We start from the raw sequence: 14584 nt of genomic DNA on the forward strand, positions 1-14584 counted from the left end.
GCCATTCACACAGGATCATTGATATGTGGTTTACCCGAATTAGTGTGAAGTATCCGGTTTTCACCATCATGATGATGTTCTGTTTGATGGTGCTGGGGCTGGCTTCATGGCAGCGGATGGGCGTTGAAGAATTCCCTGATGTCGATTTCCCTTTTGTGGTGATCTATACCAATTATCCGGGTGCTTCTCCGGAAACGGTTGAATCGGAAATTACCAAAAAACTTGAAGATCAGATCAATACCATTTCCGGTTTAAAACAGGTGATTTCCCAATCCAGTGAAGGCCTGTCCATCATCACCACCGAATTTAATCTGGATGTGACATCTACCACTGCAGCTCAGGACGTGCGGGATAAAATCGCTTCTGTAACTGCTGAATTTCGTGATGAGATTCAGGAGCCGATTGTAGAACGTTATGACCCGACGGCGAATGCGGTAATGTCGATCGTATTTGAATCCGACAATATGGATGTGAAAGCGCTCAGTTCCTATCTGGATCAGCGAATTGTGCCACAATTGCGTACAGTCCCGGGAGTCGGAACGGTCAATCTGCTGGGTGATGCGCAGCGCCAGATCCGGATTCAGGTGGAACCACAAAAACTACAAGCCTTTGGCATTGGTGTGGACAGTGTGATTAACACCTTAAAGGCCGAGAATATTGAAGTCCCGGGGGGGACGCTTAAATCGGGTAATTCGGAACTGGTCATTGAAATCAATTCCAAAGTACTGCATCCCCTCGCCTTCGGCGATCTGGTTATTGCCAATAAAAACGGCGTACCGATTTTCCTCAGACAAGTGGCCAATATTCAAGACAGTCAGGCAGAGCTGGAATCGGCTGCCTTTTTGAATGGTAAAACCGCAGTGGCAATTGATATTTTGCGCAGTTCAGATGCAAACGTCATTGAAGTAGTCGACAAGAGCTATGCAGCTTTAGAAAGTATTGAGGCGCAGCTTCCACAAGGTACCACTTTACAAGTGGTGGTGGACTCCTCCAAAAGTATCCGCGGCACCATTGGTGATGTAGCCCGAACCATTATTGAAGGTGCGGTACTGGCTGTGCTGATTGTCCTACTGTTCCTGGGTTCTTTCCGCTCCACAGTAATCACCGGTTTAACCCTACCAATTGCTCTCTTGGGCACGCTGACCTTTATCTGGGCCTTTGGCTTTAGCATCAATATGATGACTTTACTGGCGCTGTCCTTGAGTATTGGTCTGTTGATCGATGATGCAATTGTGGTGCGTGAAAATATTGTCCGGCATACCGACATGGGCAAAGATCACGTGACTGCCGCACTCGATGGCACCAAAGAAATTGGTTTAGCTGTTCTGGCCACAACACTGACCATTGTTGCCGTATTTCTGCCTGTGGCCTTTATGGGCGGAATTATTGGTCGTTTCTTCTACCAGTTCGGGGTCACGGTGAGTATGGCCGTTCTGATCTCGATGTTTGTCAGCTTTACCCTGGACCCGATGCTTTCTGCGCACTGGGCAGAAAAGAAAAAAGATCCAAATAAAAAACCAGGTCGGGTGAAACGTTTCTTTAGCTGGATCTCCGGCAAGCTGGACAACTTAAGCCATGTCTATGAAAAATTATTAAAACTGGCATTGCGCTTCAGATTGATTACCTTAATGATTGCTGTGGCTTCATTATTTGGTGCTCTGGGTTTATCCAAACTGATCGGCACCGAATTTGTACCGGTTCCCGATAAAGGTGAAATCCGGATCAAGTTTGAAACACCGGTCGATTCATCGCTTGAATATTCTCAGGCCAAACTCCAGCAGGTTGATCAGATTATTCGTCAGCATCCGGATGTCAAAGCCACCTATGGGGTGATTAATGGCGCAACCGACCGCGGTAAAAACCATGTCAGTTTACGGGTGACCGTGACGCCGCGTACCGAACGTGAAAAGACCCTGAATGACTTAAATAATGAATTTCGCCAGCGCCTGCAATCGGTTGCAGGAATCAGCATTACCTCGGTGGCATCCGCCGATGAAACCGTTTCTGGTGGCCAGAAGCCAATCATGATTTCGATCAAAGGCCCGGATCTGGATGAACTGCAAAAAATTTCTGATCGCTTTATGACGGAAATGGCGAAAATTAATGGCATTGTCGATCTGGAAACTTCATTAAAAGAACCCAAGCCAACTCTTGATGTACAGATTAATCGCGTCTTGGCCAGTGATTTAGGTTTATCAGTCAATCAGATTGCCAATGTAGTGCGTCCGCTGATTGCCGGTGATGATGTCACGACCTGGCAGGATGAAAAAGGTGAAACCTATGATGTGAATCTGCGCCTGACCGAAGACCAGCGTAGCTTGCCGAGCGACTTACAGAATATGTATATCACCTCGAATAAAACCGATGCCAATAATCAACCGATTCTAATTCCGCTTTCGAGCGTGGCCAAATTTGAAGAAAAACTGGGTGCCTCGCAGATTAACCGGCGTGATCTGGCACGTGAAGTGCTGGTCGAGGCCAATACTTCAGGACGTCCTGCAGGCGACATCGGGACGGATATCAGCCGCCTGCAAGATAATTTCGATATGCCACCGGGTTATAGTTTCGACACTCAAGGCTCCAATGCCGACATGGCAGAATCCGCAGGCTATGCCTTGACCGCGATTACCCTGTCGATTGTCTTTATCTATATCGTGCTCGGTTCGCAGTTCAACAGTTTTATTCATCCTGCAGCAATTATGGCCTCACTGCCATTGTCGCTGATTGGCGTGTTTCTGGCCTTGTTCCTGTTTAATTCGACCATGAACCTGTTCTCGATTATCGGCATTATCATGTTGATGGGACTGGTGACCAAGAATGCGATTCTGCTGATCGACTTCATCAAGAAGGCCATGGACCGCGGTGAAGACCGTTATGATGCGATTATTGCCGCTGGTAAAACCCGTTTGCGTCCTATTCTGATGACTACCAGCGCGATGGTCATGGGCATGGTGCCACTTTCCCTAGGGTTAGGTGAAGGTGGCGAACAAAGTGCACCGATGGCGCATGCGGTGATTGGTGGGGTAATTACCTCTACCCTGCTGACACTGGTGGTGGTACCGGTGATCTTTACTTACCTGGATGACTTTAAGAATTTTATACTGCGTCAGGCACGTAAAATCATGGCATAATTTAATGCAACACAATGAGGTGACATTCCCAAATGCTCACCTCATTTTTTATTGTATAATCCCTGCTTTAACGCTTAATTTTTTAGGACAGTTTCCATGCGCGCGAGTCGCTTTTTATTTGCAACGTTAAGAGAAACCCCGAACGATGCTGAGGTTATTTCCCATCAGCTGATGCTTCGTGCCGGTATGATTCGTAAGTTGGCTTCAGGTCTATACACCTGGTTGCCGATGGGCGTTCGCGTATTAAATAAAGTTGAAGCGATCGTTCGCGAAGAAATGGATAAAGTCGGTTCACTTCAGGTCTATATGCCGGTGACTCAACCTGCATCTTTATGGGAAGAATCAGGTCGTTATGTACAATACGGTCCTGAACTTTTACGCTTCAACGACCGCCATGGCAACCCATTTGTTTTGGGCCCAACGCATGAAGAAGTGATCACTGATCTTGCACGTAACGAATTAAAAAGCTACAAGCAATTGCCTGCAAACTTTTACCAAGTACAAACCAAATTCCGTGACGAAATTCGTCCACGTTTTGGCGTAATGCGTTCACGTGAATTCATCATGAAAGATGCCTACTCTTTCCATGCCAATCAGGAATCACTGCAACAAACTTACGACGACATGTATGCAGCCTACTGCAAAATCTTCACCCGTCTTGGTTTAGATTTCCGTCCAGTACAAGCAGATACCGGATCAATTGGTGGTTCAGGTTCTCACGAATTCCACGTGCTGGCTTCAAGCGGTGAAGATGATATCGCTTTCTCGACTGAATCTGACTATGCAGCCAATATTGAAATGGCAGAAGCAGTACTTGTCGGTGAGCGTGCGGCACCGACACAAGAACTCAAACTGGTAGATACACCAAATCAAAAAACCATTGCGGATGTATCAGCATTCTTGGGTACCGATCCTGCCCATTCAGTAAAAGCATTGCTTGTTCAAGGCATTGCAAAAGAGGATGGTTCTGTTCCTGTGGTTGCTTTATTCCTTCGTGGCGATCACGAACTGAATGAAATTAAAGCTGAAAAACATCCTTTAATTGCTGCACCTTTGACATTTGCTACTGAAGAACAACTTCAAGCACTTGGGTTAACTGCTGGCTTTGTCGGTCCTCAAGGTCTGGTCGAAAAAGGTGTAAGCGTTATTGTTGATCTTGCAGCATCTGTATTGTCTGACTTTGTTGCAGGTGCAAATGCAGTAGATCAACACGCAACAGGTGTAAACTGGGAACGTGATGCGCAGTTCACTGAAGTTTATGACCTACGTAACGTGGTTGAAGGCGATCCATCTCCAGATGGTAAAGGTACGCTTCAAATCAAACGTGGTATCGAAGTGGGTCATATCTTCCAGTTAGGTCAAAAATACTCTGAAGCGTTGGGTTGTAAAGTTTTGGGGGAAGATGGCAAGCCGTTCACTGTGACAATGGGTTGTTATGGTATTGGCGTGACGCGTGTGGTGGCTTCTGCAATCGAGCAGAACTTTGATGAGAAGGGCATTATCTGGCCAACTGCCATTGCACCGTTTGAAGTTGCCATTGTGCCGATGAATGCACACAAATCTCCACGAACTATGGAAGCTGCGGAAGCACTCTATGCTGAATTACAAGCTGCAGGTTTTGACGTGTTACTCGATGACCGTAATGAACGTCCGGGCGTGAAATTTTCTGATCTTGAGCTTACAGGTATTCCACACCGTATTGTAATTGGCGAAAAAGGCTTAGATGCAGGTACGTTTGAATATAAAGGCCGTCGTGATGCTGAATCTGTAAATATCTCGAAAGAAGAATTATTGGCAAAAATTGCTAAATAATTTTGCTTTCTTATAAAAAATCCCGCGTAATGCGGGATTTTTTATAACTAAACTTAGCAGAATTTGTGTCCACCAAAGCAGTTCGGTTTAAAGTTCTGGCCTTGTAAAGTTAAATTAGTAAGAGGGAAATCAAGTAGCGCAGGATTTTTAATTTCCTTTACATCAAGTGCACTTCCTAGCACGCAACCAAAAACCAGACTTCCACAATCTCGCACATTAGTGGTTAAATCATGGTTAATTCCTGCAATAGTTTGCTTTAAAACAGCATCTGAAATTGGCACACTATATGAAGGTGAAATACTTCCTAAATCCACTTCATCTTCCATTGCCAGCCACCACCCTTGTTTTGCCGCGACTGCTGCACCAGGCCATAAAATGCTTTGGGATTGCAAGGAGAGTGAAGCTGGATTATTTAAATATAAAGCATGAATAAGTCCGAGATTTTGTTTAACGGTAATGTCTGTCTGTAGCCCGGTTAAGTAGCCTGTAATATCTTTATCTAATTTTAATGCTCCATCCAATAATTCTGCTTTTAATGGTCCTTTAAAATCAATACGACCTACTGTCCCTGTCCCTTTTAGTACAACTTCTTTCATTCTTGTTCCTGACACTATAGTAGCAGGAATAGTAAAAGGTGCTGTTGTAGAATTTAACTGGAAAGCATAATTGCTAGATGTGTAATGTAAATCCAGAGGTAATGGTTGACCTAATATAGTGCCTTTTACCGTGCCCTCAATATTCATTCCAGTTGCAGCATAATCCATGACACGAGGAGCGGTTGTTGCAACTCCTGATGAAGATTTTGTTTTCATATAACCACTGAAACTGTTAATACCATTTGGTGTAGCACTATTTTCTGTCCCCATTGTCAATAGACCTGAAATCTTTTCTGCACTTAAACGGAAACCTAAAACTTCACGTGTAGATGCCTGATTTGGATTTTTTATGGCAAATTGTACAAATGGATTAGTAATCAGAGCTGAAGTCGCGGCACGATCCGCGCCATTCGTAGGATTACCACTTAAGGCAATATGATCAATATCAATATCACAGCCGGTTGCACCATTAACACCGCCACACCCGAGTTGTAGCTTTTTTATATTGGCATTAATTTCCATCTCGGCTTCCAAGCCTAATTTATAAAATGAGATATTACTCTGGTCATAAGTAGCTCCTAGATTATCCATCTGGTTAAATCCAGACTGAACCTCCATTGACAATAAAGCCTGCCCATTGACTTCTGAGAGCTCTTGGTCTTCCAATGAGGTTAATGCAGATACCTGACCACTTAGGCCCATCATAGCTACCACTAGACTTTTTAATATTATTTTTTTCATTTTTCTCATCCTGATTTTCAGCGTGGTGTGATTCCCATCGTGCTACGAATGGTTCCACCAGTCAGTGCAATACTTGCCATGTTTTGCATATTGCCATTGGTCGCCATGGCAAAATTGGTTTTAAATGGTGTTGCAATATTATTTTCATAATTGAGTTTGACCTGATTATCCAAAGTCACTGTATCTGCACTAACACGAACTTTTGCTTTGACACCCAAATGACCTTCCATCCGGTTAAAGTTAATTGACGAAGTTTTTAATACCCCCGTTGAGTCAATATCTTCATTGGCAATACTAAGATAGCTGCCCAAATTATCTTTGTTTGCAGTTTCTTCTGCGGTAAGGGGTCTAAACTTAAAGTTTGCATCAAATGACAGGAAGTTGGTATCTGGTGAACCGCTGGTTGGGTCTATACCAGGAATAATCAGGAGCTCACCATTTCCATCAAGTTTAAAAGCAATATTCGTCAGGACATCATCACGTTTAGAAAAATTATCGTGAGGCACATAGCTCCCGCATTTAGCGATCGATGCATTGGTACAATTATATTTAGATCCTGGTAATTGACCAATCGCAAGCTCAGCTTTGGCTCCAATCAGCAGCTTATCAGCGCGAATATAAATACCTTCATCTTTATAACTAATAATCCCTTCTGACTTGATCAAAGCATCGATATTCCTAAAACCAGCATAATAGTTAACAGCCTCACCATGATCGCCATTCTTGCCATCAATCAATATAATCGAGGTTGTGCTTGGTAAACCGGTTTTCTTGTCAATTCCATAGCCTTCTGTAGATGCCATAATGTTATACGCAATTGCTTGCTTATTGTTTGTTCCATAAGTCGTTCCAGACAAGGCAACATTGGCATTTAAATTATAAATAGGAATACCGATTCCCCATGAACCACCATCGCCACCAATTTCCGCCAAAGAGTTATCTGATATGAAACGTGCTTTAGCAGCAATGGACTGAAAATCCATTCCACGTACGGCGATATAGGCAAAATCCTCTCCATTCGTGGTGGTACTGAGTATCTGTTTAAGTACAGTGCTACTACTACCTAAAGTCTTTTGCATATTTTCATTGATTATGAAATCGAGACTTTTTGCAGTAATGGTATTTATATATATATTTCCAAAGTCGATATAAGCATTTTTACCGTGTAAAGCACCGGCAGCATTACGTGTAGTCAAGGGTCTGAGCTTGGAGAATTGCACAGCATAGCTTCCCTTACCGGTATGACCAATCTCAAGTGTTGTAGGTGCCATAGTTGCTGGAAGCCCGGTACTATTAGTACCTGTAAAATCTGCAGACAAGCCTAGATTCAACCCACCTTCTCCGACCAGGCCACTGTAACCTGTTGCAGCTTTGTCCTGACGTTCTAGTACACCATTCACCTTGTTACTAACATCAAAAGTACCTATCTGGGTTTGATCTGCACTCATGGATAATCTTGCGTTAGTGACTGCACCCGAAGCTCCTAAACGCATAATATTTTTGCGTTCATTATTTGGCGTGTTATAACGCAAGTCAATATTAACCCCTGGATTGGTCGGATTAACCCGGTCAGCCGCGATATCAGTAATATCTTCAGCACGCTTTAGATCCACATAATGATCTTGACTGCCATTTCGTGTGGTGAGTACCACGCCTTCATCCGGGTCAATGTACATATATCCTTGACCCGCGAAGTTAAAGTTAAAGTCATTCAAAATCAGACTATTTTCGCCTAATTTATGACTAATCGTGGCATTTTTAAGTTGAAAATCGATACTGGTAATTGAATCTTTATTAAATAGACCTGCACTGGTTTGTAATAGCACACTAAGCGGTGTAGAGGTACTAATCCCTAATCCACCCAAAGTTTGATTAGATTGAGTACCCGTAGTCCGAATACTATTCGCAGATTGACTACATGGATTGGTCGTACAGGCGATCTTTACCAATTTTAAATCTGCAGTGGCTTGAAACGGTGAAACACTTGCAGCTAGCCGAAGTCCTGCCCCTTGTGAAGTGGCACCTACATCTATTTCAAGTTGACTAATGATTGGTTTATTATCTTTTCCAATAATCTCAACATTATGTAGACCTAAACCCATTTTAGTGTTGGCAGTTGGATTTGGATCATACCAATTGGCTTGAGCAATACTGGCTTTAGAAATTTCATGAGTAATCACCATACCATCTTGTCCAGTGACTTCACTCAATTCTTGCTCTTCAATAGTTTCAAGTGCATAACTTTGTTGTATAAGACACATGCATACTGTTAGCAATTTCAACTTTATTGTTGTTTTTTTCATTTATATATCCTTATGCTGTACTTGACGTTGTTACTAACAACGACTTTGTGCTCCACCTGTACAGTTATAACCAAATATTTTCAAATTGCCTGACGTATGCAGATTTCCATGAACGTTCAATCCCATAAATCCTTTTTCAGCACCTTTATCAAATGAAGGAACATCTTGGGGCGCGGTTGTATAAGTTCCATCGGCATTATAGGTACGCCCTGTATACGTACTATAAACACCTGTATTGGCATAAGCTTCCAAGGCGCCAGCACCTGTACCCGTTTCAATGGAAACTGTATTAAAGCCTAAATTACGGATCTTTAAAGGCTGGTGATCATAAAAGGTAATTTGCATCGCCGTTTGTGGTTCATTACGATGATTAATGATGGTTGTTCCATCGATCGAAAACTTATCAATCTGAATCGTGCCTTGAATGCCTTTAAAGACTAACCACTTTTTATTTCCATTGGCATCGACATGGTTATTCGGCGCTATTGCCAGACGGCAAAATTGTTTTGTTGCTCCACAAGCGGTGGGATCTAGAACATAAAATACTTCTAGCGGGTTGCCACTTCCATCAAGCCGAGAAATTTTATCTTTACTTAAATCTGTCGCATAAACATGGTTTAAAGATAAAGTCCAGTTAAGATCAGCTCCACCCTGCCCCACTGTATTGGTTAGTGCTTGCTGATCAAGGGCTTCCAATCCGGCAAGACTGGCCATAGAAGTACATAATAATGCACAGAGTGTTACTAATTTGGACATTCTTATACTCCCTTAAAGACCAGTTGTTCTAATTTTCAGATGCTGAATCAGGACCCCATCAATGACAGCAGATCCAAAATTCTTACTTACACCATCAGTATTTTTAAATATGATACCTGTTGAATTCACACCATCCTTGGCACGCAGCATATTCGTCCCTGAGATACGCTCTGTAGTTCCTATTGAGATGCTGCTGTGAGTCGCATTACGCCCTTGATAAAGTGCGGTGGTATCTGACGCATTATTTTTAATCGGTGTACCACAACTATAGACATTACAGGTCGAACCCTTTAAATCTGTTGTACCCAATCCGCCCCCATAATTTTGATAAATTTGATTATAAATAGCAGGAATATTGGGAATACGTGTCACTTCTAAAATAATATTATTGCCTTCTGAACCAACAACGAAAGGCTGGTACATATTACCAAGCACCAAGTTAATATTTGGACTATAGAGATATAAGCCCTCAGAATCATGAAATATAGGAGCATCACTTCCATTCAAGGCCGGGGTCGGGACATTACCATCAAGCGCATCTGTTTTTGCTGCGGTACTGAGACGAATACCTTTACTGTTAAGATTACTATCGCTACTGCTTAGAGTTTCTGGTCGATCATTGGTATTCAGACGAACAATACTCGCCATACCCAATGTTTGGCTATAATTCTTATTGTCAGATTCTAAGGTTTGAAATAACCGAACTTGCGAGCCATTAAAACTCAGACCATTGGCAACAAATTGGGTTCTTAATCGGTAATCCGTATCAAGTCCTGATATTGGTCCACCTGTTATAGGATCTACAGCATTCGAGGAATTAAGCTCACGTGCAAAAATATCACTCCAGAAGCCCAGCTTGATATTATTATCACTTTCGACCCCTGCAATTGGACTTAATGGGGCTTCCAAAGCAATATAGCCTACATCTTTAGCAGCGTCCTTAAACTGTTTGACGTTTTCAGTTCCTGCTCGAAATAACCAGGGATTATCTGCTGATCCCCAGCTGAAACCCTGATTACTGTATCGTGTGCTTAAAGAACCATCGCTTTTCGATAATGCCAGACCATAAATAAATACATCGGCTTTAGTTCTTAAAGTGCTCACAGAGCTTTTAGCAGCTTCAGTTTTAGCAGCCTGATCTGCTCTAGCAATGATTTCAGCCATAGCAGCACTATCTGCATCTTTCATCATTCCGGCTAGAGCAGCTTCCAATTTTTTGTTGTATTCTGCTTTAACTAGTTCAATAATTCTTGCATCTACAATTGCTCCAATAATATTCTGCCTATCAACCGCCGTACTCCATTCAGTATTTGGAATCTGCTGATTAGCATTTTGCCCATATAGAAATTGAATCATTTCAAGGGTATTTAAATTTGCATATTCATCAGACTTATTTGGTCGCAGTGGCGTTAATTCATATTCTGTTGTGCCATCATGCTTGATATCATAATCAATACCTGGTGAGGTATTACCTGCACCATTATAATAATCATCACGACGTTGGTCATAATAGGCTTTCATAAAGTCTGTATTATAATAATAATCAACTAATTCTTGCTTAAATGCGTCCCGGTTAGCTTGTGTGTCATAAGTATTCTTAATCGTATTATAGTTATCATTATAAAAATCAGTTTTTAAGGTATCAAAGGCTTGCTGATACTCAGTTGCATAATTCTGCGTTCTTTCAACATGAAAAGCATTATCATATGTAGATTTATAAACTTTGTCGTATACACGCTGCCCAAGTTGGTTGTAATTCTCACCCGTCGGGATAATACGAATAAAGCCTGTATCTGCTTGTCCGGGGTTTTCAATGCCTCTGGCATAACTAGAACTAGCAGAAAGATCTTTAGGACCTTGAAACACCATTTTAAAATCATCAAGTACCAGCGCAACACCCTCACCGGTGGTGTCAGAAAGAGAAGAATCTGATAATTCCTGCATCGCATGTGCAGAAGGCAACAGGCTGAAACCGATTGTCATCGCCAAATAACTTTTGCGAAATTTAAATATATCCTTTATCTGAGCCATCTCACTCTTTCCTTTTTATTCGATGCTCCGCACCTTATGCTTCAGCTTCCCAGCCGCCAATCTTTGATTTTTTATAATGCATCGCATCTTTTTTATGGTTATGCGGAATCCATTATGCTGATTTTTGATACAGATGCCAAAGCCAATTAGGCGAAAAATAGCAGTTTCCGATGAATGAAAATCTCAAAAAAATAAACGGGACATAAAGTCCCGTCATTCAATATTTTAAAACAATTAGGTCTTCGGCAAAGTAACGCCTGTCTGACCTTGATATTTACCACCACGATCTTTATATGAGGTTTCACAGACTTCATCAGATTCAAAAAACAGCATCTGCGCTACACCTTCACCTGCATAAATACGCGCAGGAAGATTGGTAGTATTTGAAAACTCTAAAGTGACGTGTCCTTCCCACTCTGGCTCAAGCGGAGTCACGTTAACAATGATGCCACAACGCGCATAAGTAGACTTGCCCAAGCACACGGTCAAGACATTACGTGGAATGCGGAAATATTCGATGGTACGCGCCAAAGCAAACGAGTTAGGCGGAATGATACAGACATCCGACTCGATATCAATAAAGCTGCGTTCATCAAAGTTCTTCGGATCGACAATTGCAGAATGCACATTGGTGAATACTTTAAATTCACGTGCACAACGCACGTCATAACCATAGCTGGATACGCCATACGAAATCAGCTTTTGACCATTTTCATCCAAACGTACCTGGTTTTCTGCATACGGTTCAATCATGCCGTGTTTTTCGCTCATTTCGCGAATCCAACGATCAGACTTAATTGCCATTGATATAATCCAAAAATCTTAAGAACAAGTTATTGCGACGTACTTTAACTGAAATTGACACTAATGAAAATAAGTGAAAGGCTTAGAGCTAAAGTTGCCAAAAAATTGCTGATTGAGATCAGCTTATAAACTTAAAAGTGCAGAATAGCTTAAAGGAATGGAAAAGCTCATTAATACCAGCGAAGCCGTTTTCTGCAGGTTTTTCTGATTGAGCCAGCGACTGTTTTTTCTGGCCAGGATTGAACCCAGAAAAGTCCAGAAGAATGCAATCGGGATCAACAGAAGCAAGAAAACCAGCATATGAGTCACATAATGTTGGCCGCTTTTCCAGACAATGACAGGAAAGATCGCTGAGGCAAATAAAAGTGCTTTAGGATTAAGCAATGTTGCCAAAAATAATTCTCGTGCGCGAATCGAGACATTTTCAAGATTTTCGCTTATTTCTGCAGTCCGCCATAATTTCACAGCGAGAAATAGAATATAGCCAGCACTAAAAAGTTTGAGAATGGTCGGTAAAAGCGGAAGATGAACGGAAATTTTTCCAATCAGAATGCCCCATAAGCTAATGGCAATCAGATAACCAAAGGCTTCCGCAGGAATTAAACGAAATGTTTTTTTAAATCCGACCTGAATGCCTGAAGATGCCAATAAGGTATTGGTTGGGCCTGGTGTTAAAAGAATGGTTGCCACTAAACCAATAAAAAACCATGAAATCATAGTTTGACCTCGCTCTAATCCGAGTAGCATAGAAGAATTCGGTCAGTGCTGCAAAAAAATAATTGTAAGAGAACATATGATCTAAAATTTAAATTTATTTATTTTAATTAATTCAAATGTTTATATAAGCTTTCAGGATAAACACCTGATAGTCATTTCAGTCAATTTCGATCATTTAAATCGAGCTAATTTTAAAAATAAGAAATAAGAAGCCCTAGCTTTTAGCTAAGGCTTAAATATCTGAATTGTCTGTAGAATTAAAAAATTCGACTGTGGTCTTTCTCTGCTTTAGGTAACTGCGCTGCAATTTTCTCTGCAATCAGCATATAGCTTTCTGCAGCAGCATCTCCCGCGATCACTGACGGCGTTCCAGCATCGGCATTTTCACGAATTTTAGCATCCAAAGGTAAACGACCCAATAATGGGACTTGATATTGCTCAGACAGTTTATCGCCACCGCCTGTACCAAAAATCTGTTCCTCAAAACCACAATTTGAGCAGATATGGGTCGACATGTTTTCAATCACGCCCATGATCGGAATCTGCACGCGGTTAAACAATTCAATGCCTTTGGTCGCATCCAGCAAGGCCACGTTTTGTGGCGTTGTCACAATTACTGCGCCCGTTACCGGAATACGCTGCGCGAGAGTTAACTGGATATCACCTGTGCCAGGTGGCATATCAATCATCAGCACATCAAGGTCTGGCCATAGGGTCTGATTGAATAACTGCATTAATGCACCCGTGGCTTTTGGACCACGCCAGGCGACTGGAGTATTGTGATCTCCAGTTAAATGGCCAATTGATAATACCGCCATCCCATAGGCTTCGATAGGGACAAACTGCTCTGCTTCGATCATTGGCGTTTTGCCGGCATTGCCGAGCATAGTCGGAATACTTGGGCCGTAAATATCGGCATCTAGTACGCCTACGCGCAGGCCTAATTTCTGTAGAGCCAAAGCCAGATTTACAGTCGTGGTCGATTTACCTACGCCACCTTTACCAGATGACACCAGAATCACATTTTGAATCCTTGGGTGTTTTGGAACATCACGCTGTTGCGGCGCAGCTTTTTGAATCGGTGGATTATTTGGATCAGCTTCTTCTGTTTTTGCAGGCTGTGCCGACGCATCAACCACAGGGGGAAGATTGGGTTTTGCTTCCGCTTTAGGCTCGCTTGAACAGTTTTCACCTTCAGCATGGTTATGCCCGCAACCCCCTTCTTTCTTATGTCCAGTTTTCTGCTGAATCACATGCATATTCAGTTCTTGAATACCACATTTTTGCAAAGCTTCCGCCAGTTCATCATGAATCTGTTGCAGCTGCGCTTTTTCTTCTGGATAGGTATTCAAAGTGATTTGCAGAATCTCACCCTGTACATTGACCTGCGTAATACGATCTTTCAAGGCATTGCTGGAATTTGGCAAGATATAGTTTTGCAGTACGTTTTGCACAGCTTCTTCGTTCACCTCCTTGGAAGGCGAAAAAACCGATTTAAGCGAAGAAAGCCAAGACATAGGTTACTCCAAAAATGTAGATCGACATCTGAATCGCTTAGTTTAACGGGGTTTTAGGCGAAGGTTAAGCATTGTATTGGAGAAGATGAAAGAGATATCTTCAATTTCCAACCATTTTACTCGGTTTTCTGAAATGTTTTATGAAATCGTGGTGAATAGAAATAATGAAAAATGAA

The 14584-nt window shown here is 42.1% G+C and carries 9 protein-coding genes; 2 read left to right on the forward strand and 7 right to left on the reverse strand.

Going from position 1 to position 14584, the window contains the following annotated elements; genetic code table 11:
- The first annotated feature begins 23 nt into the window (after positions 1–23).
- Both AC1IR0_RS03970 and AC1IR0_RS03975 read left to right on the forward strand, forming a co-directional pair.
- Positions 24–3131, forward strand: a complete 3108-nt coding sequence (locus tag AC1IR0_RS03970; RefSeq protein ID WP_409666189.1) for an efflux RND transporter permease subunit — start codon at positions 24–26, stop codon at positions 3129–3131.
- A 96-nt stretch (positions 3132–3227) separates the two neighbouring features.
- Entirely contained in the window at positions 3228–4943 is a 1716-nt protein-coding gene (locus AC1IR0_RS03975; protein WP_409666187.1) for a proline--tRNA ligase, read from the forward strand.
- A gap of 53 nt (positions 4944–4996) precedes the next feature.
- On the opposite strand, the gene AC1IR0_RS03980 is transcribed toward AC1IR0_RS03975, so the two are convergent.
- The 7 genes from AC1IR0_RS03980 to apbC all read right to left on the reverse strand — a co-directional run bounded on the left by AC1IR0_RS03980 (position 4997) and on the right by apbC (position 14408).
- Complete coding sequence (locus AC1IR0_RS03980) at positions 4997–6280, reverse strand: hypothetical protein (RefSeq protein WP_005106243.1); 1284 nt, start codon at positions 6278–6280, stop codon at positions 4997–4999.
- Between the two features lie 17 nt (positions 6281–6297).
- Positions 6298–8583 (reverse strand): hypothetical protein, encoded by a 2286-nt coding sequence (locus AC1IR0_RS03985; protein ID WP_409666185.1) that lies wholly within the window; start codon positions 8581–8583, stop codon positions 6298–6300.
- A gap of 33 nt (positions 8584–8616) precedes the next feature.
- Entirely contained in the window at positions 8617–9339 is a 723-nt protein-coding gene (locus AC1IR0_RS03990) for a hypothetical protein (RefSeq protein ID WP_312585458.1), read from the reverse strand.
- A gap of 12 nt (positions 9340–9351) precedes the next feature.
- Positions 9352–11370 carry a hypothetical protein gene (locus AC1IR0_RS03995; RefSeq protein WP_409666183.1) on the reverse strand — a complete coding sequence of 673 codons (2019 nt, stop codon included), beginning with the start codon at positions 11368–11370 and terminating at the stop codon, positions 9352–9354.
- Positions 11371–11604: 234 nt separating this feature from the next.
- Positions 11605–12174 carry a dCTP deaminase gene (gene dcd / locus AC1IR0_RS04000; protein ID WP_004280726.1) on the reverse strand — a complete coding sequence of 190 codons (570 nt, stop codon included), beginning with the start codon at positions 12172–12174 and terminating at the stop codon, positions 11605–11607.
- 123 nt (positions 12175–12297) lie between these two features.
- Positions 12298–12891: a LysE family translocator gene (locus AC1IR0_RS04005; RefSeq protein ID WP_004732019.1), complete on the reverse strand. Its 594-nt coding sequence runs from the start codon at positions 12889–12891 to the stop codon at positions 12298–12300.
- A gap of 257 nt (positions 12892–13148) precedes the next feature.
- On the reverse strand, positions 13149–14408 hold the full coding sequence (apbC, locus tag AC1IR0_RS04010; protein ID WP_004645854.1) for an iron-sulfur cluster carrier protein ApbC: 1260 nt from the start codon (positions 14406–14408) through the stop codon (positions 13149–13151).
- Positions 14409–14584: the final 176 nt, after the last annotated feature.

It is taken from the genome of Acinetobacter sp. 129952, assembly GCF_056642055.1.

What these genes read in the sequence shown, in the direction of transcription:
- AC1IR0_RS03970 (WP_409666189.1), top strand. Translation starts at nt 24, where the DNA reads ATGTGGTTTACCCGAATTAGTGTGAAGTATCCGGTTTTCACCATCATG.
- AC1IR0_RS03975 (WP_409666187.1), top strand. Translation starts at nt 3,228, where the DNA reads ATGCGCGCGAGTCGCTTTTTATTTGCAACGTTAAGAGAAACCCCGAAC.
- AC1IR0_RS03990 (WP_312585458.1), bottom strand. Translation starts at nt 9,339, where the DNA reads ATGTCCAAATTAGTAACACTCTGTGCATTATTATGTACTTCTATGGCC.
- AC1IR0_RS03980 (WP_005106243.1), bottom strand. Translation starts at nt 6,280, where the DNA reads ATGAAAAAAATAATATTAAAAAGTCTAGTGGTAGCTATGATGGGCCTA.
- AC1IR0_RS03995 (WP_409666183.1), bottom strand. Translation starts at nt 11,370, where the DNA reads ATGGCTCAGATAAAGGATATATTTAAATTTCGCAAAAGTTATTTGGCG.
- dcd (WP_004280726.1), bottom strand. Translation starts at nt 12,174, where the DNA reads ATGGCAATTAAGTCTGATCGTTGGATTCGCGAAATGAGCGAAAAACAC.
- AC1IR0_RS03985 (WP_409666185.1), bottom strand. Translation starts at nt 8,583, where the DNA reads ATGAAAAAAACAACAATAAAGTTGAAATTGCTAACAGTATGCATGTGT.
- AC1IR0_RS04005 (WP_004732019.1), bottom strand. Translation starts at nt 12,891, where the DNA reads ATGATTTCATGGTTTTTTATTGGTTTAGTGGCAACCATTCTTTTAACA.
- apbC (WP_004645854.1), bottom strand. Translation starts at nt 14,408, where the DNA reads ATGTCTTGGCTTTCTTCGCTTAAATCGGTTTTTTCGCCTTCCAAGGAG.